Origin of the sequence: Brachybacterium sp. P6-10-X1, assembly GCF_001969445.1 — a bacterium.
Classification (GTDB): Bacteria; Actinomycetota; Actinomycetes; order Actinomycetales; family Dermabacteraceae; genus Brachybacterium.
Genome location: NZ_CP017297.1, coordinates 1,000,992 through 1,021,495 on the forward strand (window position 1 = coordinate 1,000,992; position 20,504 = coordinate 1,021,495).

18 protein-coding genes are annotated in these 20,504 nt (G+C 69.5%); 5 read left to right on the forward strand and 13 right to left on the reverse strand.

Features of this window, described 5'->3' with window-relative positions; all coding sequences use genetic code 11:
* Positions 1-50: 50 nt before the first annotated feature.
* The 4 genes from nagE to BH708_RS04555 form a co-directional block, all read right to left on the reverse strand.
* The gene (nagE, locus tag BH708_RS04540) at positions 51-1,982 is read right to left on the reverse strand and encodes an N-acetylglucosamine-specific PTS transporter subunit IIBC (protein WP_076806968.1); all 1,932 of its coding nucleotides are present in this window, start codon (positions 1,980-1,982) and stop codon (positions 51-53) included.
* Between the two features lie 152 nt (positions 1,983-2,134).
* On the reverse strand, positions 2,135-3,838 hold the full coding sequence (locus BH708_RS04545) for a sodium:proton antiporter (RefSeq protein ID WP_083713278.1): 1,704 nt from the start codon (positions 3,836-3,838) through the stop codon (positions 2,135-2,137).
* Between the two features lie 21 nt (positions 3,839-3,859).
* Complete coding sequence (locus BH708_RS04550) at positions 3,860-4,462, reverse strand: response regulator transcription factor (protein WP_076806970.1); 603 nt, start codon at positions 4,460-4,462, stop codon at positions 3,860-3,862.
* Complete coding sequence (locus BH708_RS04555) at positions 4,459-5,613, reverse strand: sensor histidine kinase (RefSeq protein WP_076806971.1); 1,155 nt, start codon at positions 5,611-5,613, stop codon at positions 4,459-4,461. Before BH708_RS04555 ends, BH708_RS04550 begins: the two co-directional genes overlap by 4 nt.
* A gap of 239 nt (positions 5,614-5,852) precedes the next feature.
* Between BH708_RS04555 and BH708_RS04560 the strand changes: the two genes are divergently transcribed.
* The 4 genes from BH708_RS04560 to BH708_RS04575 all read left to right on the forward strand — a co-directional run bounded on the left by BH708_RS04560 (position 5,853) and on the right by BH708_RS04575 (position 10,350).
* Positions 5,853-6,440 carry a small multidrug efflux protein gene (locus BH708_RS04560; protein ID WP_076806973.1) on the forward strand — a complete coding sequence of 196 codons (588 nt, stop codon included), beginning with the start codon at positions 5,853-5,855 and terminating at the stop codon, positions 6,438-6,440.
* 300 nt (positions 6,441-6,740) lie between these two features.
* Entirely contained in the window at positions 6,741-7,268 is a 528-nt protein-coding gene (locus BH708_RS04565) for an HNH endonuclease (RefSeq protein ID WP_076810793.1), read from the forward strand.
* 126 nt (positions 7,269-7,394) lie between these two features.
* On the forward strand, positions 7,395-8,954 hold the full coding sequence (locus BH708_RS04570) for a UDP-N-acetylglucosamine 1-carboxyvinyltransferase (RefSeq protein ID WP_216639500.1): 1,560 nt from the start codon (positions 7,395-7,397) through the stop codon (positions 8,952-8,954).
* A gap of 88 nt (positions 8,955-9,042) precedes the next feature.
* On the forward strand, positions 9,043-10,350 hold the full coding sequence (locus BH708_RS04575; RefSeq protein WP_083713279.1) for an MFS transporter: 1,308 nt from the start codon (positions 9,043-9,045) through the stop codon (positions 10,348-10,350).
* 52 nt (positions 10,351-10,402) lie between these two features.
* On the opposite strand, the gene BH708_RS04580 is transcribed toward BH708_RS04575, so the two are convergent.
* From BH708_RS04580 to BH708_RS04600, 5 genes are all read right to left on the reverse strand, one after another.
* Complete coding sequence (locus BH708_RS04580) at positions 10,403-10,876, reverse strand: OsmC family protein (RefSeq protein WP_076806975.1); 474 nt, start codon at positions 10,874-10,876, stop codon at positions 10,403-10,405.
* On the reverse strand, positions 10,873-12,255 hold the full coding sequence (locus BH708_RS04585; RefSeq protein WP_076806977.1) for an LLM class flavin-dependent oxidoreductase: 1,383 nt from the start codon (positions 12,253-12,255) through the stop codon (positions 10,873-10,875). The genes BH708_RS04580 and BH708_RS04585 overlap by 4 nt, the downstream gene beginning before the upstream one ends.
* On the reverse strand, positions 12,252-13,610 hold the full coding sequence (locus BH708_RS04590) for an MFS transporter (protein WP_083713281.1): 1,359 nt from the start codon (positions 13,608-13,610) through the stop codon (positions 12,252-12,254). The genes BH708_RS04585 and BH708_RS04590 overlap by 4 nt, the downstream gene beginning before the upstream one ends.
* Before the next feature lie 262 nt (positions 13,611-13,872).
* On the reverse strand, positions 13,873-15,006 hold the full coding sequence (locus tag BH708_RS04595; RefSeq protein WP_076806979.1) for a Gfo/Idh/MocA family protein: 1,134 nt from the start codon (positions 15,004-15,006) through the stop codon (positions 13,873-13,875).
* Entirely contained in the window at positions 15,003-15,827 is an 825-nt protein-coding gene (locus BH708_RS04600) for a sugar phosphate isomerase/epimerase (RefSeq protein ID WP_076806980.1), read from the reverse strand. Before BH708_RS04600 ends, BH708_RS04595 begins: the two co-directional genes overlap by 4 nt.
* 118 nt (positions 15,828-15,945) lie before the next feature.
* On the opposite strand from BH708_RS04600, the gene BH708_RS04605 reads away from it, so the two are divergent.
* Positions 15,946-16,590 carry a TetR/AcrR family transcriptional regulator gene (locus tag BH708_RS04605; RefSeq protein WP_076806982.1) on the forward strand — a complete coding sequence of 215 codons (645 nt, stop codon included), beginning with the start codon at positions 15,946-15,948 and terminating at the stop codon, positions 16,588-16,590.
* A gap of 13 nt (positions 16,591-16,603) precedes the next feature.
* Here BH708_RS04605 and BH708_RS04610 read toward each other — a convergent pair whose 3' ends face one another.
* The 4 genes from BH708_RS04610 to BH708_RS04625 are packed head-to-tail and all read right to left on the reverse strand — an operon-like array spanning position 16,604 to position 20,502.
* Positions 16,604-17,467, reverse strand: a complete 864-nt coding sequence (locus BH708_RS04610; protein ID WP_083713282.1) for an ABC transporter ATP-binding protein — start codon at positions 17,465-17,467, stop codon at positions 16,604-16,606.
* Positions 17,464-18,444 carry an ABC transporter ATP-binding protein gene (locus BH708_RS04615; RefSeq protein ID WP_083713284.1) on the reverse strand — a complete coding sequence of 327 codons (981 nt, stop codon included), beginning with the start codon at positions 18,442-18,444 and terminating at the stop codon, positions 17,464-17,466. Before BH708_RS04615 ends, BH708_RS04610 begins: the two co-directional genes overlap by 4 nt.
* Complete coding sequence (locus BH708_RS04620) at positions 18,441-19,490, reverse strand: ABC transporter permease (protein ID WP_083713285.1); 1,050 nt, start codon at positions 19,488-19,490, stop codon at positions 18,441-18,443. The genes BH708_RS04615 and BH708_RS04620 overlap by 4 nt, the downstream gene beginning before the upstream one ends.
* 1 nt (position 19,491) lies before the next feature.
* On the reverse strand, positions 19,492-20,502 hold the full coding sequence (locus BH708_RS04625; protein ID WP_076806984.1) for an ABC transporter permease: 1,011 nt from the start codon (positions 20,500-20,502) through the stop codon (positions 19,492-19,494).
* Positions 20,503-20,504 lie beyond the last annotated feature (2 nt).

Here is a 20,504-nt window from a genome sequence, read left to right on the forward strand (position 1 = left end):
CGGGCCGCCGCTCAGCTCACTGCGACCGGATTCCACGGCCGCGTGTCCGCTCAGATCAGCTCGATCCGAGCCTCCTTGTCGTTGAGCACGATCACCGGGGTGACCGTCGAATACCCCGCGACGCGGATCGCCGAGAGGTCGGCGCGCAGCAGCGGCGTGCCGGCGCTGACGTGCTCCCCGGTCTCCACGAGGGTCGTGAAGCCCTCGCCCTGCATCTTCACGGTGTCGAGGCCGACGTGGACGAGCACCTCGGTGCCGTCATCGAGCGTGAGCGCCACCGCGTGGCCGGTCGGGAACACGTGGGTGACGGTCCCGGCGGCGGGAGCGACGACCTCGCCCGAGGTCGGCTCGATCGCGACGCCCGGGCCCATGATGCCGCCGGCGAAGGTCGGATCGGGCACCTCCGACAGCGGCACGACGGCGCCGGGCACGGGCTGACGCAGGCGGACCAGGGAGCTCGCGCGCACCGCGGTGGCGGTGGCAGCGGCCGCGCCGGAGCTCGCCGCCGCGACATCCTCGTCGGCGACCGGTTCGGCCTTCCCGGTGATGATGCCCTCCATGGCGTCCTTCACGAATTGGACGCTGGTGCCGTAGATGACCTGGACGGACTGCCCGCCCGGCTTCATGGTGCCGGCGGCTCCGGCGCGCTTGAGAGCGGCCTCGTCGACGGCCGTGGTGTCGGCGACCTCCATGCGCAGGCGGGTCGCGCAGTTCTCGAGGTCGACGATGTTCTCCCGGCCGCCGAGGGCGGCGAGGAAGGCGGTGGCGGTCACGAGGTACTTGTCCGCGCCGGGGGCGAGGGCGTCGTCCTCGTCCACGAGGTCCTCGTCATCCTCCCGGCCGGGGGTCTTCAGGTCGAAGCGGCGGATGATGAAGCGGAAGACCACGAAGTAGACGACGAACCAGAACACGCCCATCAGCGGGATCGCCCAGGGGTTCTGCGCCATGGGGTTCACCCAGCCCAGCACCAGGTCGATGAAGCCGCCGGAGAAGCCGAAGCCCATCCGCACCGGCAGGGCGGCGCTGACGCCCATGGAGATGCCCGTGAAGAGGGCGTGGACCACGTACAGGCCGGGAGCCAGGAACATGAAGGAGAACTCCAGCGGCTCGGTGACGCCCACGAAGAACGAGGCGATGGCGCTGGAGAGCAGCACGCCGGCGGCGACCTTGCGCCGAGTCGTCTTCGCCGTCACGTACATCGCGAGCGCCGCCCCGGGCAGGCCGAGCATCATGATGGGGAAGAAGCCGGTCATGTACTGGCCGGTGACGCCGTAGGTGCCGGTGTTGTTCAGGAAGTTGCCGAGATCGTTGATGCCGGCGACGTCGTACCAGAACACGGAGTTCAGGGCGTGGTGCAGACCCAGCGGGATCAGCAGGCGGTTGAAGAATCCGTAGATGCCCACGCCGACGGGACCGAGGGTGAGGATGAATTCTCCGAAGCCGACCAGGCCCGAGTACACCAGGGGCCAGACGAAGAACAGCACGAGGGCGACGCCCAGGGAGATCCCGGCGGTGATGATCGCGACGGAGCGCTTGCCGGAGAAGAAGGAGAGCGCGTCCGGCAGCTTCGTGTCCTTGAAGTGGTCGTAGACCCAGGCGCCGATGAGGCCGCAGATGATGCCGACGAACACGTTCTCGAGATTGTCGAAGGCGGGGTTGACCGCGTCCTCCTCGATGCCCTGGAAGAGCGCGACGTTCTCGGGCTTCAGCAGCGTCGTCACCATGAGCCAGGAGACGAGGCCCGCGAGCGCGGAGGTGCCGTCGGACTTCTTGGCCATGCCGATGGAGATGCCGATCGCGAACAGCAGCGGCAGATTGTCCAGCAACGCACCGCCGGCGGTCTTGAAGAAGACGCCGACGAGGTTGGTGTCGTTGCCGGTCGCGGTCAGGATCCAGTAGCCGATGCCGCTCAGGATCGCGGCGACGGGGAGCACGGCCACGGGCAGCATCAGCGATCTGCCCAAGCGTTGGAAGAACTTCATCGGTACCTCTCAGGTTGCGGGGCGCACGGCGGCGTGCGGCGGCCATGCCGCACGGTGCACTCCGAGAACGGCGATCATTCTGCACCGTTTCGGGGTCGTAACGCGCATATTCGAGCATCTCGCATGACGGAGGTCGCACTTTCGCGGGCGGCTCAGACCCCCGAGATGCGCACGTACCCCTGATCGAGCTGCTTCTGGGCGCGTTTGATGGTGCTGGAGTCGTACGAGCCGGTGGAGCGCGCCTCGTTCAGGGCGTCCTGCTGGGCGTCGAGGATCAGCTGCAGGAGCTCGGGGAGCTGGGCCTTGGCCGCGTCGTGCTCGTGGCCCCTGCCGTCGGGGCTGGTCATGCGCTCATGCATCTGCCGGGCTCGGTCGAGGACCGCAGCGTCGAAGGGTTTGCCGTCGCGGCGCCGCAGGTCGGGATTGTCGACCACCTGGCCGACGGCGGCCTCGTTCACCTCGGACAGCAGCAGCGACAGCTCGCGCCGGGCGCGCTCCTCATCGGTGCCGCGGATACCGAGCACGCGGATCAGGAGCGGCAGCGTGCCGCCCTGGCCCACGAGCGTGACCAGGGCGACCACGAAGGCGACCAGGACCAGCTGGGTGCGGTACGGGAAGTCGGTGGGCAGCGACTGCGCGGCGGCGAGAGTGACCACGCCGCGCATGCCGGACCAGGCCAGGACTGCTCCGCCGCGCCAGCCCAGTCCGTTGCCGGCGTAGAAGCGGGCATCGGCGTGGCGGCGCTGCAGCCAGCGTTCGAGCCGCTCGTGGCGGGGATGGGAGCGGAAGCGTTCGTCGGCCGAGACGTGGTCGAGCACTTCGGAGAAGCGTCGGGCTTTCTCCTCGTAGTCGGATCGGCGCCGACGGGCGGTGAACACCACCGGCACCACGAAGACGGTGCGGATGATCCCGAGCAGGACGGTGACGGCCAGCCCGATCCATACGGCGCTCCAGACCGACAGACCGTCGTGCGAGACGTCGTCGATCAGCGTCATCAGCTGCAGGCCCATCAGCAGGAACACGCCGTTCTCCAGCAGCAGCTGGGCCGTCAGCCAGTTCGTGCGCTCGGCGTTGCGGTCGGCCACGCTGAGCCGGCGCACGCCCATCGCGCCGGTGACCAGTCCGGCCGCGACCACCGCGAGCACCCCGGAGGCGTGGGCGAGCTCGGCGGGCAGGAAGGCGATGAACGGCACCACGAAGGAGATGGCAGTGGTCAGCACCGGCTGATCGATCTTCGAGCGGATACGCACGGCGACGAAGCCGACGACGGTGCCGACCACGATGGCCACGGCCACGGCGTAGAAGAAGTCCCCGGCGGCCTGCCAGAACGAGAAGGCGCCGGCGGTGGCCGCGACCGCCGTGCGCAGGAGCACGAGGGCGGTCGCGTCGTTGACCAGGCCCTCGCCCTCGAGGATGGTCAGCAGCCGGGGTGGCAGGCCCAGGCGTTTGCCGATGGAGGTCGCGGCGACCGCGTCCGGCGGGCTGACCACCGCGCCCACGGCGACGGCGGCGGCGAAGCTGAGATTCGGGAAGATCGCCCACAGCAGGGTGCCGACGACGAACGCGGAGACCAGCACCAGCACCACGGAGAGCGCACCGATCGTGCTGAGGTCACGGCGGAAGTCCATCACCGGCATGTTGACCGCCGCCGAGTAGAGCAGGGGCGGCAGCACCACCGTCAGGATCAGCTCGGGGGCCGGATGGACCTCCGGCATGCCCGGGATGAGGCTCACTCCGAGACCGACGATCACCAGGATGATCGGCGTGGCCAGGCCGAGCCGCGTCGAGAAGTAGGACGCGGCGACGATGATGAGCACCGCCACGACGGCCACGATCTCGAACTGTTCGAATCCCACGGTGTCCCCTCGCGCTCGCTCTCAGATCCAGCCGTGCACGCGGGCCTCCCTGGCGGCCAGGTGACGGTCCGCGACGCCGACCTTCGCCATGGCGTCCGAGAGATAGTTTCTCACTGTCCCCTGGGCGAGGTGGAGATGTGCGGCGATCTCGGCGATGGGAAGTCCCTGGTGGGTCAGACGCAGGACGTCGACCTCGCGCTCGGTGAGCGGACAGTCGAAACCCAGCGCGGTGACAGCGAGCTCGGGATCCACGTAACGCCCACCGGCATGGATCCGTTCGATGACGCGGGCCAGCTGATCGGCGCTGGTGCTCTTGGGGACGAATCCGCGCACCCCGGCGGCGAGGGCGGAACGCAGGATCCCGGGTCGGGCGTGCCGGGTGATCATCACGATCGCGGCCGACGGGTCACGGGCCACGAGCGCTCGGGCGGTGTCGATGCCGTCGAGATCGGGCATCTCCAGGTCGAGGACGTGGACGTCGACCTCGGCGGCCGGCTCGTGCTCGAGCGCGGCGCGCCCGGTGCCGCCGTGCCCCACGACGGTGAGGCCGTCCTCGAGCTCGAGCAGCGAGACCAGTGCGGTGCGGAGCATGTCCTCGTCGTCGGCCAGGAAGACGTGGATCATGAGGGCTCCTCCAGGGTGCCGGTGACCGTGAAGTGGTCGCGCTCCTGCTGCCAGGTGACGTGGCCGCCGGCGCGCTCGAACCGGCGCTGCAGGCCGAGAAGGCCGCTGCCGCCGGGGCCGTCATGCTCCAGTTCACCGACGCCGCCGTCGTTGCGGACGACGACGGAGGTCGAGGTCAGCTCGATGCGCACGCGGGACGCGTCCGCATGCCGCAGGATGTTGGTGGTGGCCTCCCGCACCAGGGTCGCGAACAGCTCCTCCTGTTCCGCGGCCGGTGCCTGCTCGCCGCGGTCGATGCGGACCTGGATCCCGGCGGCGGTGAGCAGCTGGTCGAGGTTCGCGAGCTCGGCGGCGAGAGTGAGGCCGCGGTAGCCCTGGGCGAGCTCGCGGGTCTGGTCCCCCGCCTGGGCGGCGAGGTCCTCGATGTCCTGCAGCTCCGCGAGCACGCGGCCGGGATCCCGGTCCAGGCTGCGCCGGGCCAGCTCGGCCTTCATCTTGATCGCGAGCAGCGTATGGCCCTGGACGTCGTGAAGATCGGTGGCGAAGCGCAGCCGCTCACGCGCCAGGGACAGCTCGTGCTGATCGGCGTGGTGCTGGTCCAGGCGCTGCTGCATCTGCCAGCCGAGGCTGCTGCCTGCGAAGCCCATCACGGCGGCCCCGAAGTAGACCCCCATCATCACCACATCGCGCGGGGCGACGCTGCTGTCGTGCACCAGGCTCGCGACCACCGCGGCCACCGCGATCGCGCCGAGGCCGGCCGCGGCCGGGGCCCAGCGCGGGTGCATCCATGCCACGCCGAACCCGAACGGGACGCTCGTGGCCATGACCGTGATGGGGTCCTGGGCCAGGACGAAAGCGAGGATCAGGGCGATGGCCGCGAGGGCCAGGATCACGCTCATCGTCGTCATCGAGAGCATGCTGCGTCCCCGGTGGACCAGCCAGATCGACAGCAGCAGGGAGACGACGATGACCGCGACCGCGCCTGTCGTGGCAGGGCTCCCGGGCCGATCGAGGACGGTCAGGGTGAGCGCCGGGAACCCGATCAGGATCGCGGCGCCGAACAGCAGGCCCTGGAACTCGGGCGGCGGGTCCTGCGTGGACCAGAGGCGCGTCGACCGCCCCTCCTCGGTGCTGCTGCTCTGCTCTGCCATCGGACCCCGCTCTTCGTCTCGGTGGTGCTTCCGTGCTCACACCTGGGTCGCACTCGCCGCACCAAGGCTCTCGCACCCGTCGCGGGTGCGGTAGTGCGGGGCGTCATCCATGCGTATGACAGGTGTCAGTCGGAGCCCGGGAACCGGTCATCCGGACTGCTGACATCCCGCTCTACGGCGACGGCGTGCGGTCGACCAGGCTGGACACATCGTGTTCCGCATCTCCTGAAGGACTCAGCATGAATCCCTACGAAGGCCTCCAGAATCTCGTCGACCAGGTCCCCGCTCTCCTCCAGCCGTTCGTCGTCGCCCTGGCGGGCATGGTCCCGTACATCGAGGGCGAGGGCTCCGCCGCCCTGGGCGTGATCGCGGGCATCAACCCGGTGCTCGCCGCCGTGGCCGGGGCGATCGGCAACATCCTCATCGTGTTCGTCATCGTCCACTTCGGTGATCGGATCCGCTCCGCGATCCTGGGCCGCCGGGCCCGGGCCCGGGAGACGGCTGCCGTCGGCTCCCGCGCCGAGGTGCGCGTCGGCGCCCCGGCCCCCGCCGGCACCGGCGAGCCCGTCGAGGACCGCGGCATCGCCCCCACGAAGACGAGGTCCAAGGGCCGCGAGCGCCTGATGCGCTGGGTGGTGCGCTTCGGGGTTCCCGGCGCGAGCCTCATCGGCCCCCTCGCGCTGCCCACGCACCTCACCGCAGCGACGCTCGTCGCCTCCGGCGTCCGGCGCACCTGGGTGCTTCTCTGGCAGGTCATCGCGATCGTGCTGTGGACCACGCTGATCACCCTCGCGGCGACCGGGATCCTCAGCGTCCTCACGGGCTGACCCATGACGAGCACACAGATCCCCCGCAGACCGGGGCGGAAGCCGACCGGATCCTCCCTCGTACAGCACGCGAGAGCCTCCCGGTGGGGCCCTGTCGGTCCCCGGCCGCCGGGGCCCCCGAGGCGCTGCCGAGGCGCCTGAGCTACGGGGCCGACACGCAGAGTTTCCAGGCCATACACCGATGAAGAGCCTCCGATCAACCTGGGGCGCGCACAATTCGATGGTGAGGACTGCGTGCTTCGGGTCACACTTGCGGTGACCGAGAATCGCAGCACGGCCCGAGGGAAGGTGGTGAGCACGATGCCCGTGGTGAAGGTCTACAACCTCGGGTACGACGTCACGACCGGCATCGGCGAGCTGCTGCACACCACCACCGTGCGCCACGCCTTCGGCATGATCCGCCGCGAGGTCGCCGATCCCGTCGAGCTGACGATCCTGGATCACCGGATCGTCCCCACCGTCCTCGAGCTCACCCGAGAGCTCAGCGGCGCCTGGGTGGAGGGTGCCGGACAGCGATCGGTCGGGTTCTCCTTCCGCGCGGTCCACGAACGCGACCACTGGACCTGCGCCTATTGCGGGCGCAGCGTGTCCAAGACGCCAGCCTGCGAGGCGCTGCTGGCCACGGTCGATCACATCGTCCCGCGCTCCCGGGGCGGGGAGTCCTCGTGGTTGAATCTCGTCTCCGCCTGCAAGGAGTGCAACAACCGCAAGGCCGCCATGACGCCCACGGAGGCGAGGATGGACCTGCGCTTCGAACCCTATGACCCGGCACGCGCCTATCGCGTCGGCGGTCTGGTCGAGGCGCTGCCGGTGCTGACGGCCGGCTGAGCTCGCGGCCCCGGACGTCCATCGGTGCACGGGCTGCTCGGCGCCGCGCCGCTCCATGGCGCGGCGTGACGAGAACCGCACTCGATCCCATAGCAGGTATCTCATGCATGAGATATCGTCGCTCACATGACGCAGACGACGGAGATGCCCGCCCCTGGCACCGAGAACTACCGCGAACGGATCGGGGCGATCATCCGCGACGCCCGCCTCCACGCCGAGCTGACCCAGACCCAGCTCGCCGCTCAACTGGGCACCAGCCAGAGCGCCGTGAACCGCATCGAGAAGGGGCAGCAGAACTTGACCCTCGACACCCTCTCCCGCCTCGGGGCGGCCCTGGACTCCGAGTTCGTCGGTGTCGGGGCCTCCGGCCCGAATCACCTGCGCGTGCACGGCGGGACCACCCTGCACGGCGAGATCGAGGTCAAGACCTCGAAGAACGCCGGCGTCGCCCTGCTGTGCGCCTCCCTGCTGAACACCGGCACCACGGTGCTGCGCAAGGTCGCCCGCATCGAGGAGGTCAACCGGCTGCTGGAGGTGCTCACCTCCATCGGGGTGAAGGCCCGCTGGCTGAACGAGGACAACGATCTCGAGCTGCGCGTCCCCGAGCGTCTGGACCTGGCGTCCATCGACGCCGACGCGGCCCGACGCACCCGCAGCATCATCATGTTCCTGGGGCCGCTCATGCACCGCGCTCAGACCTTCCAGCTGCCCTATGCCGGCGGCTGCGACCTCGGCACCCGCACCGTCGAACCGCACATGACCGCGCTGCGGCCCTTCGGACTCGACGTCGTCGCGACCGAGGGCTACTACCAGGCGACCGCCTCGGAGGGCACCGGTCCCCGTCGGCCGATCGTGCTGACCGAGCGCGGGGACACCGTCACCGAGAACGCGCTGCTGGCGGCCGCGCTCTACGAGGGCGAGACGATCATCCGCAACGCCAGCCCCAACTACATGGTCCAGGACCTGTGCTTCTTCCTCGAGAAGCTCGGGGTCCGGATCGAGGGGATCGGCACCACCACCCTGACGGTGCACGGCACCACCGGCATCAGCACCGACGTCGAGTACGCCCCCAGCGAGGACCCGATCGAGGCGATGAGCCTGATCACCGCCGCGATCGTGACCAGCTCGAGCATCACCGTGCAGCGGGTGCCGATCGAGTTCCTGGAGATCGAGCTGGCCATCCTCGAAGAGATGGGCCTGCGCTATGACCGCTCCGCGGAGTACACGGCGCGCAACGGCCAGACCCGTCTGGTGGACATCACCACCCACCCCTCGCAGATGAAGGCCCCGATCGACAAGATCCACCCGATGCCGTTCCCGGGTCTGAACATCGACAACCTGCCGTTCTTCGCGGTCATCGCCGCGAGCGCGGAGGGCCAGACCATGCTGCACGACTGGGTGTACGAGAACCGGGCGATCTACCTGACCGAGCTCACCAAGCTCGGCGGGAACGTCAAGCTCATGGATCCGCACCGCGTGCTCATCGAGGGTCCCACGCGCTGGAGCGGCACCGAGATCGTGTGCCCGCCCGCGCTGCGGCCAGCCGTGGTGATCTTGCTGGCGATGCTCGCCGCCAAGGGCACCTCGGTGCTGCGCAACGTCTACGTCATCAACCGCGGTTACGAGGACCTCGCCGCCCGCTTGAACAAGCTCGGGGCCCGGATCGAGACTTTCCGAGACATCTGAGGCGTCTGCGGCGTCTTACGCATCCGGGCCTGTGGGGCGCCGCATCCGGTGAGCCTCTGCGTGCGGCCGGAATCTGTTCGACCGCTGGATGCCGACCCGCGCATACTGGGGCGATGAAGGCCGACCGCACCGCGCCGTCCTGGACGGCACGATGAGGGAGCCGCTCGCCCTGCGCGGATTCCGCAGCTATTGGGTAGCCGGCACGATCGGGGCGCTCGGGCTGTCGGCCATGACCGTCGCCGTCGATGTGCTGGTCATCGACGTCCTGGGCGCCTCGGAGGGGCAGGTCGGGCTGGTGCGTGCCGCCCAGTTCCTACCGCATCTGCTGCTCGGGCTCGTGGCGGGCGCATACGTCGACCGGTGGCGCCGTCGGCCGACGATCGTCATCGCCTCTCTCGCCCAGTCCGCGCTGCTGCTCGCCATCCCCCTGCTGCTACTCGCCGCTGCGCTCTCGATCCCGGCGATCATCGGGCTGCTGTTCGCGATCGGGTGCTGCACCGTGCTGATTTCCGCCGCGGAGAAGTCCTATCTGCCCGACCTCGTGCCGCGACGATCCCTGGTCCTCGCCAATGCGCGTCTGGGTCAGTCCGTCACCGTCGCCCAGACCTCCGGTCCTGCGCTCGGCGGGCTGCTGATCAGCGTTCTCAGTGCGCCGGCCGCGCTGCTCGTCCCGGTGATCGGTCGCGTGATCGGCGCGGTGATGCTTGCACGGATCCGCCGCCCGGAGCCGGCTCCCCACCCGCAGCCGCCCCGCCTGCTCCGGGGCATCGGCGAGGGGCTGCGCTTCCTGTACCGCCATCGCACGCTGACTCCGTTGGCGCTGTCGACCCATGTCTGGTTCGTGGCCAACAGCATCGCCGTGACCGTGCTGAGCCTGTTCGTCCTGCGAGGGCTCGGATGGTCCGCCGGGGCGTACGGGTTGGTGCTCGCCTCGGCCGGCGTCGGCGGTCTGCTCGGCGCTCTGGCCGCGCACCGTGCCGCGCGGAGCGTCGGGGAGGGGGACGTGATCATCTCGGCCCGGATCCTGTGTGCGCTGGCCTGGGCCGCCACCGCCCTGACGCCGAACGGGGCCGCACCGGGGGTCGCGGTGGCGTATCTCTGCGTCGTTCAGCTGATCTACGGATTCTCGATGGGCATCGAGGAACCCAGCGAGATGGCGTACCAGCAGGCGGCGGCGCCGCGCTCGATGCTGGGTCGCGTCAATGCCTCGATGCGGTCGGTGAACCGCTCCGCCGCCGTGATCGGCGCGCTGATCGGGGGCATCCTCGCCGGCGCCGTCGGATTCCGGCCGACGTTCGCGATCGTCGCTGTCGTCTTCGCCGCGGCCGTCTCCCTCGTCCTCCTCTCTCCCCTGCGCAACGGCAGGAGCGGGCTGGAGCAGGACTCACAGGGGTAGGCGTCCTCCCTGCACCGGCCCCGTGTGAGCCAGCCTCCCCGCCCGGAGCGGTTCAGGTCCCGTGCGGGACGAACTGCCAGTCGATCACGAGATCCACGCCGGCATCGCGCACCAGGTTCACGGCCGGGCAGCGCTTCTCGCTGAGCCGCCGGAGCTCGTCGCGGGTCTCCTCGTCCCCGTCGATGTCCAGGGTGAGCGTCAGCAGATAGTCCCGGAAGTGTGGGGAGACCTCGGCGGTGCCCTGGAAGCCGCGCACGTCCATGTGGGCGTGCGAGGTGGTCTCCAGGGCGACCAGCGTGAGGCCCAGCTCGCCGGCGACGGTCTCGATCACCACGCTCAGGCATCCGTTCACGGCGCCGGCGATCAGCTCCATCGGGGTCGGTGCCGTGTCCGTGCCGCCCACGGGCTCCGGCTCGTCGCTGACCACGGTGAAGGAGCGCACCTGGCTCTCGGTGCGCATCCGGCCCCGCCACTCCCCGTGGGCGCGGACGGATTTCAGGTGCGCCTGCACGGTCGCCCCGCTCATGCGTCCGCTCCCGCGGCGGCGAGACGGAACGAGGCGCCGCGATGGTCCTCGGCCAGGCGCGGACCTTTCCCGAGCACGGCCTCGCGGAACGTGGCTCCCGGACGCTGCTCGGCGAGCAGTCCGCGGCGGCGCAGCTCCGGGGACACGTGGCGGACGAAGTCCTCCTGGCCGCCGGGGCGTATCACGCTGGAGAGGTTGAAGCCGTCCACATCGGCCTCCTCGCGCCAGCGCTCCAGCTCGTCGACCACCGTGGTGGGAGAGCCGACGATCACCGGCCCGCGACCACCGATGCTGATGAAGTTCGCCATCTCCCGGATCGTCCAGACGCGGTCGGGGTCGAGCTTCGTGAAGGTGCTCAGCGCGGACTGGTGGGCCTCGGTCTCCAGGTGCTCGATCGGGGCGTCGATGTCCGCACCGGCCAGATCCACGCCGGTCCAGCCGCCGAACAGGGCGAGCGCCGCCTCGGGGTCGACGTAGCGCTGGTAATCCGCGTACTTCGCGCGGGCTTCCTCGTCCGTCTCCGCCGTGATCACGGTGGCCATGGTGAAGATCTTGACCGCGTCGGCCGCGCGCCCGGCGGCGACGAGGTCGCCGCGGACCGTGTCGACCCAGCCGCGCACGATCTGCGGCGTCGGCCCGTTGTAGAAGATCGCCTCGGCGTGCTTCGCGGCGAAGGCGAGCCCGCGCGGGGAGGCGCCGGCCTGGAACAGCAGCGGGGTGCGCTGGCGGGAGGGCTCGGCAAGCGCCGGGCCCGGGACGGAGAAGTGCTCGCCGAGGTGGTCGATGCGCCGCACCCGCTCCGGATCGACGAAGATGCCGGCATCGGCGTCCACGACGATCGCGTCGTCGTCGATCGAGGCCTCCCACAGCTTGTAGACCACGTCCATGTACTCCTCGGCGCGGTCGTAGCGCTGATCGTGCGGGGCCTGCCCCGACAGGCCGAGATTGCGAGCGGCGGAGTCCTGGTAGGAGGTGACGATGTTCCAGCCGACGCGGCCATCGGTGAAATGGTCCAACGTGGTGAAACGGCGGGCGAGGAGGTAGGGGTGCTCGTAGGTGGTCGAGGCGGTGACTCCGACGCCGATCGTGGAGGTCTGCGCGGCGATGGCGGGGATGATGACGCTCGGGTCGAGGATCGGGTACTGCACTCCCCCGCGCATCGCGGCGTCGCCGTCGCCGCCGAAGACGTCGTACTGGCCCAGGATGTCGGCCAGGAAGACTCCGGAGAAGCCGCCGTCCTCGAGAGTGCGGGCCAGATGGGTCCAGTAGTCCAGACGGTTGTACTCGCGGCTGCGGTCGTCGGGGTGGCGCCACAGGCCCGGGGACTGGAAGGCCGGCACCAGCATCTCGAAGGCGTTGAGCAAGATCGGCGTGGTCATCGGGTCTCCTCGAAGTCGTCGATGGTCAGGGGGTCGATGGAGCGGTCACGGACCGGGTCCTTCGCGGCCAGGGCCGCGACGAGGGACAGGGCGCACAGCACCGTGATGTACAGGCAGATCAACCAGGGGGTGTCGTTCCCGACCAGCAGCAGGGAGGCGGCGATCACGGGGGTGAGGCCGCCGGAGAGCACGGTGCCGACCTGACAGCCGACGGAGACGCCGGTGTAGCGCACCGACAGCGGGAACTGCTCGGCGAACCAGGCGGCCTGGGGGCCGTAGATCGAGTCGTGCAGGATGTTCATCCCCAGGATCATCATCAGCGGCAGCGCCACGATCGGGCCGGCGTCGAGGAAGGCGAAGAACGGCCAGATGAACACGGAGATGCCGAGGATCGAAGCCACGGCGAGGGGCTTACGGCCGACGCGGTCGGAGGCGGCACCCCACAGCGGTCCGGAGACCAGGCCGACCGCGGAGCCGATCAGCACGGCGGTGACGCCGGAGGAGGCATCGCCCCGGCGATGGTCGAGGTAGTTGATCAGGTATATCGCCAGGATCGCGAACAGACCCGGCTGGGCCAGTCGCAGGCCGATCGTGATCAGCAGGGCCCGGCGGTGGTGGCGCAGCACCTCCTTCAGCGGGGCTCTCTCGACGCGGTCCCCGGCCTTCAGGGCCCGGAAGGCGGGGGCATCGGAGATCCCGGTGCGGATGATGATGCCGAACACCACGAGCACGGAGCTCGCCAGGAACGGCAGCCGCCAGCCGAAGGCCTCGAACTGCTCCGTGGTGGTCAGCGCCTGGACGACGGCGAAGGATCCCGTGGCCAGCAGCATCCCGGCGGCGGAGCCGACCTGGGTGAAACTGCCGAAGAAACCGCGCAGCCCCCGCGGTGCGTGCTCGACCGAGAGCAGCGCGGACCCACCCCATTCGGCACCGCAGGCCAGTCCCTGGAGCAGGCGCAGCAGCACCAGTCCGAACACGGCCAGCACACCGATGCTCTCGTAGGTGGGCAGCAGGCCGATCGCCGTGGAGGCGGCGCCCATCGTGATCAGCGAGGCGACGAGGATCGCCTTGCGACCGACGCGATCGCCGAGGTGCCCGGCGACGATGCCGCCCACGGGGCGGGCGATGAAGCCGACCGCGAAGGTCGCGAAGGCGCCCAGGGTGCCGGCGACGGCGGAGTGCGAGGGGAAGAACTGGGTGTTGAAGATGAGGGCGGCGGCCGTGCCGTAGAGGTAGAAGTCGTACCACTCCACCGTGGTGCCGATGAACGCCGACGACAGCACGCGCACCTGCAGACGAGGGGCATGGGGGCCGGGCGGACCGCCGGGGGCGCTGTCGAGGTCGACCGCTGTCATGGGCACCAGTCCTGGAGTCGGGGCGGGCTGCGGGAGTGACCCCGAGCCATAAGGTCATCTGATGCCTTCAGACGTTAATCGTGATGCCGTGATTCGAGAAGTGCTCCCGACACACACCGACACATGGCGTCGCGGCCACCCGCGACACGAGGAAGCCCCTGTCACGTCCCGGGAGGCGGGAGGTGACAGGGGCTCGGGCCCGGGAAGACCGGCGGAGGTCGGGTCGGGCCCCGGCAGCAGCCGGATCAGAACGTGCGGACGGTCAGACCGTGCGCGCGAAGGGGTCGAAGCCCTCGGACAGCAGCGGTACCTCGGCGACCGAGCTGTCGACGGTGACGAACTCGCCGGAGGCCGCGGACTCCTCGGCGGAGAGCATCACGTCGAGCACGTGGTAGCCGAGCTCGCCGCTGGCCACATGCGGACGACCCTCGGCGATCGCGCGGACCATGTCCAGCAGACCCAGGCCGCGTCCGGTGACGATCCCCTCCTGCGGGACCTCGATCCACTCCTGCTCCGGGGGCTGCTCGCCGAAGGACTCGAAGGGGCGCACGTAGGCGATGCGACCCTCGAACGTGTTCGGATCCGGGACCACGAGCGAGCCCTCGGTGCCGTGGATCTCGACGACGCCCTGACGGGCCAGCGGCGAATCGAAGCTGACCAGGGAGGTGCCGGTCTGGCCGGCCTCGAACTGGGTGAGCACGGAGATCGTCGAGGGGACCTCGACGGGGAAGGTCTCTCCCGCCTTGTCGCCCACCTGGATGGTGCGCTCCTCCGTGGCCTTCACGCCCATCGCGGCGACCGCCGAGACGGTCCCGAACAGGCTCACCAGGGTGGTGAAGTAGTACGGCCCGATGTCCAGCAGCGGACCCGCGCCCTTGGCGAACAGGAAGCCGGGGTTCGGGTGGAAGACCTCAGGGCCCTGGTACTGCATGGAGGTCTGGGCGAACAGGGGGCGCCCGATGGTGCCCTTGGCGATCTCGCGCTTGGCGGTCTGGACACCGGGGCCGAGGACGGTGTCGGGCGCGCAGCCGACCCGCACTCCGTTCTGCTCGGCCAGGGCCAGCAGGGACGACGTGGACTCGCGGTCCAGGCCCAGGGGCTTCTCGGTCCACACGTGCTTGCCGGCGGCGACCGCGGCGGAGGAGATCTCGGCGTGCACGGCCGGGATCGTGAGGTTGACGACGACCTGCACGTCCGGGTGATCCAGCACGTCCTGCGCGGTGCCGGAGGCGGGCACGCCGTGCTTCGTCGCCTGGGAGGCGGCCCGTTCGGTGTCGAGGTCGCCGAGGATCAGGACCTCGACGTCCGGGAACGAGCCGAGGTTCTCGAGGTAGGTGTCGGAGATGACGCCGACGCCGATGAAGCCGACACCGACGGGGGTGGTGGAGCTGCTCATGCTGCCAGGCCCTTCTCGATGAGGAAGGTGTAGCTGTCGGCGATGTCCTCGAAGACGTCGCCGGGCGCCTTGTCGTACTCGATGACGGCGTACTGCACGGCCGTGGCCGCCTGCATCGCCTCGATGGTGGGCACCTCGCCGTCGCCGGCGTGGCGCTGGTCGAGGCTGTCGGAGCTGAACGCCGGGGCATCGGGGGCGAAGGGGTTCGAGGCCGGGGCGATGCCGTCCTTGACATGGATCGCGGCGAGGCGATCGCCGAGCGTGTTCACGAGGGCGACGACATCCTGCTGGCCGGCCAGGGCCCAGAAGAGGTCCAGCTCGATCACGACGGAGGGATCGACCAGGTCGAGGAAGCGCTCGTAGGCGGTCTGCCCGTCGAACGAGGCCACGAACTCCTGCGCGTGGTTGTGGTAGCCGACGCTCAGTCCGAAATCCTTCGCCTTCTCGGAGGCGGCGTTGAGGCGCTCGGCGATGTCCTTCACACCGTCCTCGGTGAGCCATCGGTCGGCGGCGACCATCGGCTCGATGACGGTCTTCATGCCGATCTCGGCGGCGGCCTCGAAGACGACCTCGTTGGCCGGGGTGGGGATCGAGCCGTCCGGGGTCCACAGCTCGTCCGAGAGCAGCGGCGCGTGACCGGTCGGGGAGCTCAGGCCGGCCCGGTCGAGAGCGGCGCGGATCTCCGCCGGGCGGCGCACGAAGTCGAACGCCTCGACGGTGCGCAGGCCGATCCCGGCGAGCTTGTCGAGCGACCCGTTCATGTCCGCCGAGAACTCGGCGGCCAGCGTGTAGAGCTGGATGGAAGCGTTGGGCAAGGCCATGGCAATCCTTCTTTCTCACGGTTGTCACCCGCTGGCCGCACGTCACGGTGAGGGCGTCGGGAAGAGATTATCACGCAAATCCTCCACCTGGAGGTTTTTTTGCGCGTAGCATCGCGCCATGACCACCGAGGAGAGCGCCGATCCCGTCGGAACCCGGCCCCCGACCATCGGCCGCGCCGGGTCGTACTCCAAGGGCGTCGCGCGTCGACAGGAGATCCTCGACCGCGCCATCGACGTGTTCCGGGAGCGCGGGGCCGACGGCACCTCGCTGCGACGCATCGCCACCGCCATCGGCGTCTCCCACGCGGCGCTGCTGCACTACTTCGACTCCCGCGAGCAGCTGCTGGTGGCGGTCTACGAGCACGCGGAGTCCAAGCGGGACGCCGCGAAGACGTACGACGATTCGATCTCGGCGCTGGACGTGCTGGTCAAGGCCGCAATGCTCAACATCGGGGTGCCCGGGATGGTGGAGCTGTACACGACCTTGCTGGCGTCCTCTCTCGCGGTCGACGCCAGCCCTTCCACCGAGTTCTTCACCGCACGATTCGCCCGGATCCGGGACGAGCTCACGGTGCGTCTGATCGCCGAGCAGGAGGACGGCCGGATCCGTGACGACGTGGATCCGGCCGACATCGCTGCCCTGCTCATCTCGGCCTCGGACGGTCTGCAGATCCAGTGGCTGTTGGAGCCCTCGGTCGAGCTCGAGCGCACCCTGGAGACCTTCGCGGTGCTGCTGGCCCCACCCGGGCACGAGACGTCCTGACTCGTGGTCACCCCTATGACTTCAGGCTTCCCCGCAGATCGGGGACATCGGAGAGCAGACGTCTGGTGTAATCGGCCTGCGGGGCGAAGATGACCTCCTCGGTGGTGCCGCGCTCCACCACCGACCCGCGTTCCATCACGGCGACGCGATCGGCGAGGTAGCAGGCCTGCCCGATGTCGTGGGTGATGAACAGAATGGTCATGCCCAGCTCGTTCTTCAGGTCGTGCAGGACGTTCAGCACGTTCACCCGCAGTGTGGCATCGAGCATGCTGGTCGCCTCGTCGGCCAGCAGCACCTTCGGGCGCATCATCAGGGCGCGGGCCACCATGACGCGCTGTCGCTGCCCGCCGGAGAGCTGGTGGGGGAACTTGTGCAGGGTCTCCTTCGGCGTCATGTCGACGTAGCCCAGGCACTCGGCGATGAGGGCGTCGGCCTCGTCGGCCGGGACCTTGGCGAGCGAGAGGCCACGGCGGAGCAGGGATCCCACGGTGAAGAACTGGTTGAAGGAGGAGAAGGGGTCCTGGAAGACCGCCTGGACCTCCGTCCAGTACTGCCGCAGTCCGCGACCGTGCAGGTGGGTGACGTCCTGGCCGCGGAAGGTGATGGTGCCCGAGGTCGCCGGCATCAGGCGCAGCAGCATCCTCGCCAGCGTCGACTTGCCGGATCCGGACTCCCCCACCACGGCCAGCACGCTGGTCTCGGGGAACTCGAGGCTGACGTCGTCGACGGCCGTGATCTTCGATCCGGCGACGGAGAACTCCTTGGTGATGTTCTGGCAGGACAGGAGGATGTCTCCCGCGCCGCGACGGGCGGTGAACGCCGCCTCGCGCCCGGCGCTGGCCGCATCGCGCGGGAGGTCAGTGCCGGTCTCGCTCATGGTGTGCCCACCTCTTCGGTGCTCGTGCTCGTGCTCGTGCTCGGGGTCGTACTCGTGGTCGGGGTGGCGTGCGTGCCGATGCGCCGTGCCACCCCGCGCCGTCGGGTCTCGTGGCTGGGGTCGAGCACCGAGGACAGCAGGGTGCGGGTGTACTCGTGCTGTGGATCCTCGACCAGGCGGCGCGTGGGCCCGGTCTCGACCAGCCGTCCCGCGTTCATGATCGCGAGCCGGTCAGAGACCTGGGAGAGCACGGGCAGGTCATGGGTCACGAAGATGACGCCGGACATGATCCCCTGCTCGACCATCGCCAGCAGCATCTCCACCAGCATGCGCTGGCTGGAGACGTCCAGGGCCGAGGTGGGTTCGTCCGCGATCAGCAGCCGGGGGTTCTGCAGCGTGGAGATCACGGTGATCATGCGCTGCTTCATGCCTCCGGAGAGCTGGTGGGCGTAGGAGTCCAGCACTCGCACCGGCATCTCGAGCATCGTCAGCCGCTCCCGGGCCAGGTCGAGCGCCTCGTCCTTGGTGACCTTCGGATCGTGGGCGCGCATGACGTCCTTGACCAGGCTGGAGATCCGCAGCGTCGGGCTGATGGAGTTCATCGCGCCCTGCGGGAGCATCGCGACGGTCCGCCCCCGATAGGGCCGATGCCGGGCGAGGTCGGTGGTGTGCAGGGTCGACAGGTCGATCTCCTCCCCATCGATCTCGAGGGTCCCGGAGAGCACGTACAACGGCGGGGTGGCGATCATCGCCAGCGCATTGCCGAGGGTCGTCTTGCCGCAGCCCGACTCCCCCGCCAGCCCCAGGATCTCCCCCTCACCGAGCTGGACGGAGACGCCGTCGACCGCGGTGAAGTCCTGCTCGCCGCCGCCGTAGACGCAGCGGATGTTCCGGGCCCTGGCCAGCGTGGCGCCGCGGGAGGCGGCGGCGTCGGCGGCGGGCGGGGCGCCGCCGGTGCTCGTGCGCTCGTCGGTCATACCGGATCACCTGCTTCGGATCGCTCGGGGTGCTGATGCGTGCCCGACGCAGCGGGGTCGGCGGGAGCACCTGGGTCGGCGCGAGCAGCGGGGTCGGCGGCCTGTTCCGCCAGGAGCCGCGCCTCCTCCTCGCGGCGGGCGGCGGCCTGCTTCATCTGCTTGCGCTTGCCGCGGCGCAGGCGAGGGTTGAAGACCTCGTCGAGGCTGGCCTGCAGCAGCAGGAAGCCGAAGGAGACGAGGGTCAGCACCAGCGTCGGCGGCAGGAACGCCCACCAGGCACCGCTGGCGACGGCCTGGAAGGCCAGCGCCCAGTGCAGTTGGGTGCCCAGTGAATTGACCCCGGAGGGGCCCAGGCCCAGCATCGACAGCGCGGCCTCGGCGAGGATCGCGCCGGCGACCTGCAGCACGAACGCCATCACGGCGTAGGACAGGATGTAGGGCAGCACGTCCTTGACCAGGATGCCGGGCAGACGCACCCCGGACAGCCGGGCCACGTCGATGTGCTCACGGGTGGCGACCGAGGAGGCCTGCGCCCGCACCGCCCTGGCCGTCCAGGGCCAGGATGTGATCCCGATGACGATCGCGAGCGACCAGATGGTGCTGCTGGGCAGCGACATCGAGATCAGGATCAGCACGACGATCGCCGGGATGGCCAGGACCACGTTGGTCACGCCCATCAGGAGCTCCTCGAACCAACCGCCGACGTAGCCGGCCAGCAGGCCGACGCCCACGCCGATGGTGGTGGCGACGATCCCGGCGACCAGGCCGATGATCAGCGAGGTGCGGGTCCCGGCCATCAGCACGGCGATGACGTCGTGGCCGAAGTTGTCGGTGCCCATCAGCAGCCCGTTGCCCGGCGGGTCGTAGAGCGAGCCCACCTTCTCCGCCGGCCCCGTCGGGTAGATGAATCCGGCCAGGCTCATCAGGATCACGCACGCCACGATGACGAGGGAGACCCAGAACCGGGCGGAGAAGTTGAACGAGCGCAGGGTGTTCGCCCGCGGTGCGGCCGTCTCCTCGGCCATGGAGCTGTTCACGGTCGACATGTCACTTCTCCCCCGACTGTGCGGCGCGGATGCGCGGATCGACGATGCCGTAGACGATCTCCACGCCGAAGTTCGCCAGCAGCACCGCGACGGTGATGATCAGCGTGATGGCCTGGATGACCGGGTAGTCGTTGGCGGCGATCGCGTTGAACAGCAGCGTGCCGACCCCGGGATAGCTGAAGACCAGCTCGGTGATCAGCGCCCCGCCCACCAGCGTGCCGATGGCCAGGGCGAGGCCCGTGATCTGCGGGAGCATCGCATTGCGGAAGATGTACTGGGTGATCTTGTTGTCCCGGATGCCCATCGCTCGGGCGTAGTTGACGTAGTCCCCGCCCAGCTCGTAGATGGCCATCGAGCGCATGCCGACGGCCTGGCCGCCGATGAACACGATCACCAGCGAGAGGAACGGCAGCCAGTAGTAGCTCAGCGCGTCCCACAGGAAGGCGACGCTGAACTCCGGGGTGAGCCCCAGGGAATACGCCCCGCCGACGGGGAAGAACCCGACCGCCACCGCGAGCACGTACAGCAGGATGATCGACAGGCAGTAGTAGGGCATCGCGGAGAGGAACAGCGAGGTGGTGAACACCGAGCGGTCCCAGTTCCCGCCCCGGAAGGCGGCGATCGCGCCGATGATGTTCCCGAGGACCCAGCCGACGAGGATCGCGGGCAGCTGGATCGCGATGGACCAGGGCAGCGCCTGGCCGACCAGCTCGTTGACCGACGCCGGGTAGTAGGCGAAGGACGTGCCCAGGTCCCCGGTGAACACCTTGCCTAGATAGGTGAAGAACTGCTGCCACAGGGGCTGGTCGAGTCCGAACTCGGCCACATAGCTCTCGTACACCTCCTGCTGCTGCTCACTGGTGACGCTGCCTCCGCGCGAGAGATTGGAGACGATGACGTCGACGGGGTTGCCCGGGACGAGCCGGGGCAGCAGGAAGTTCAGACTCACCGCTGCCACCAGCGCGACCAGGTACCAGATCGTCTTCCGAGCGACGTAGCGACCGAGTTTCACCG

Coding starts and splice junctions, on each gene's coding strand:
- nagE (WP_076806968.1), bottom strand. CDS start 1,982: ATGAAGTTCTTCCAACGCTTGGGCAGATCGCTGATGCTGCCCGTGGCC.
- BH708_RS04550 (WP_076806970.1), bottom strand. CDS start 4,462: ATGATCCACGTCTTCCTGGCCGACGACGAGGACATGCTCCGCACCGCA.
- BH708_RS04555 (WP_076806971.1), bottom strand. CDS start 5,613: ATGGCAGAGCAGAGCAGCAGCACCGAGGAGGGGCGGTCGACGCGCCTC.
- BH708_RS04560 (WP_076806973.1), top strand. CDS start 5,853: ATGAATCCCTACGAAGGCCTCCAGAATCTCGTCGACCAGGTCCCCGCT.
- BH708_RS04565 (WP_076810793.1), top strand. CDS start 6,741: ATGCCCGTGGTGAAGGTCTACAACCTCGGGTACGACGTCACGACCGGC.
- BH708_RS04570 (WP_216639500.1), top strand. CDS start 7,395: ATGACGCAGACGACGGAGATGCCCGCCCCTGGCACCGAGAACTACCGC.
- BH708_RS04575 (WP_083713279.1), top strand. CDS start 9,043: ATGCCGACCCGCGCATACTGGGGCGATGAAGGCCGACCGCACCGCGCC.
- BH708_RS04580 (WP_076806975.1), bottom strand. CDS start 10,876: ATGAGCGGGGCGACCGTGCAGGCGCACCTGAAATCCGTCCGCGCCCAC.
- BH708_RS04585 (WP_076806977.1), bottom strand. CDS start 12,255: ATGACCACGCCGATCTTGCTCAACGCCTTCGAGATGCTGGTGCCGGCC.
- BH708_RS04590 (WP_083713281.1), bottom strand. CDS start 13,610: ATGACAGCGGTCGACCTCGACAGCGCCCCCGGCGGTCCGCCCGGCCCC.
- BH708_RS04595 (WP_076806979.1), bottom strand. CDS start 15,006: ATGAGCAGCTCCACCACCCCCGTCGGTGTCGGCTTCATCGGCGTCGGC.
- BH708_RS04600 (WP_076806980.1), bottom strand. CDS start 15,827: ATGGCCTTGCCCAACGCTTCCATCCAGCTCTACACGCTGGCCGCCGAG.
- BH708_RS04605 (WP_076806982.1), top strand. CDS start 15,946: ATGACCACCGAGGAGAGCGCCGATCCCGTCGGAACCCGGCCCCCGACC.
- BH708_RS04610 (WP_083713282.1), bottom strand. CDS start 17,467: ATGAGCGAGACCGGCACTGACCTCCCGCGCGATGCGGCCAGCGCCGGG.
- BH708_RS04615 (WP_083713284.1), bottom strand. CDS start 18,444: ATGACCGACGAGCGCACGAGCACCGGCGGCGCCCCGCCCGCCGCCGAC.
- BH708_RS04620 (WP_083713285.1), bottom strand. CDS start 19,490: ATGTCGACCGTGAACAGCTCCATGGCCGAGGAGACGGCCGCACCGCGG.